The sequence below is a fragment of the Paenarthrobacter nicotinovorans genome, from assembly GCF_007670255.1.
Classification (GTDB): domain Bacteria; phylum Actinomycetota; class Actinomycetes; order Actinomycetales; family Micrococcaceae; genus Arthrobacter; species Arthrobacter nicotinovorans_B.
The window spans coordinates 1-1,687 of record NZ_SZVS01000025.1 but is presented as its reverse complement, the minus strand read 5'-3'; the positions used below and the strand labels follow the sequence as shown (position 1 = coordinate 1,687).

The 1,687-nt window shown below is 63.9% G+C and carries 1 protein-coding gene; it reads right to left on the bottom strand.

Features of this window, described 5'->3' with window-relative positions:
- Positions 1–302: 302 nt before the first annotated feature.
- On the bottom strand, positions 303–1,409 hold the full coding sequence (locus FDP28_RS20365) for an IS110 family RNA-guided transposase (RefSeq protein WP_144663428.1): 1,107 nt from the start codon (positions 1,407–1,409) through the stop codon (positions 303–305).
- Between the last annotated feature and the right edge of the window lie 278 nt (positions 1,410–1,687).

Below are 1,687 nucleotides of genomic sequence, written 5' to 3'. Positions count from 1 at the left end.
CCCAACTAATATGTAGTTTCTTTTGTCAATGGGCGTGGGGAAGCGGCCTCGGTTTGTGTCCGGGGTCGCTTCCTTTTTGGTCCGGGAGTTCTCTGTGTGGGGGGCCAGCGTGTCGTTGGGCGACGGCGTGGTCAGACTAATATGCGCGGGTTGGTTACCGCAGGACGAGGTGTCCGGCTGGAGGCTATCGCTTCTCTAGGGTCGGGCGTGGCCTTGAAAGGTTGCTCATAGTTGGGTCGCGAGTTCGCTCCACGCGCTGCCGGTTTACCCGGCGGGTCCCCTGGTGGTGAGGTCCCGGACGTTTAGGGGTTTTGGTGCTGCGCTGTGCGTTGGGCTTCGCTGGCCAGTGACCAGCACCAGCCGGCGAGTTCACGGGCGACGGCGACGTTGGCGACGACGGGACGTTTCCGCCGTTCCTGGTAGCTGAGCCAGCGTTCGTGCAGGCGTCTGTTGCCGGCTTTGCCGCGGGCTCTTTCCCAAGGGGTTGCCGCTTCCCAGCGGGAGCGCAGTGCTTGGGAAGGGTGGGTGTAGGAACGGCGGTGGTGCCAGGCGGCTTCGACGAGGAGCCGGCGCGCGTGGGTGTTCCCGGTCTTGGTGATCGAGCCTTGGGAACGGTGCTGGCCGGATGAGTTTTCACTCGGAACCAGACCGAGGTAAGCGCCGATGGTCCGGCCGGTGAACCTATTCCAGTCACCGATTTCCACGGCCAGGCCGAAGGCCGTGAGCGTTGAAACGCCGCGGAGGCATTCGAGGGCGCGCACGACCGGGGTGTACTCGCTGTCGTAGGCCATGGTCCGGATGGCCGCGTCGGCCCGCGAGCGGCGATCGAGGATTTCGCTGACTGATTCGAGCGCGAGGTCGTAGGTCAGTTGCAGAGCCGGTGAATCGAAGTGCTGACGATAGAGCCAGGCCAGATGCTCCTGGGTCCAGGTATGGCCGCCCGTGTAGTAAATGCCTTGGCGCAGCAGAAGTTTGGAAACCCGGTGCCGGGCAGGCATCAGATCTCCCCGGATGTCTTCCCGGGCACGGACCAAGTCCCGGGCAGCTTCCTGGGACGGGCTGGGGACCGTGACCTCGGTGATCTGGTCCAGTTTCAGCAGCCGGGCCAGATGCAGAGCGTCGTTGCGGTCTGTTTTGATCCGGTCACCGGGCGGGCGCTGGAGCTTGGACGGGGCCGCGACCACGCACTCGATCCCGGCAGCGCGCAAGGCCCTGGCCAGCGGGAATCCGGTCGGCCCGGCCTCGTAGACCACCCGGCACGGGCCAGGCAGGGCCGTAATCCATTCCAGAATTTCACCATGATCCGGTGTGAGCCGGGCACGGAAGATCTCACCGGTCTGGCTATCGATCGCGCACGCGACGACAGTCAAAGCGTGGACATCCAGGCCGACGTGAGTACGCTCAAACATAGCTGGAACCTCCAAACTTCAAATGTGGCTCTACCCCCTGGGATCAAGTCTGGGGCAACCTACGACATCGGTTGAAGAGAAGGTTCCAGCCCCCGCACCCCACGGTGTCTTTCTGACACGGGCCAGAGCTGCCGGGCAAGGATCCGGAGCGCCACCGAACAAACAAACCCCCGAACGCCCGCCCAAAGCTGGCGCTTCGAAACCTTGCCCGGCAACAATCGCGCCCTCAGAAGGAAACCGACCAGCCAACTGCACCCGGCCACACACATATCGTCTAG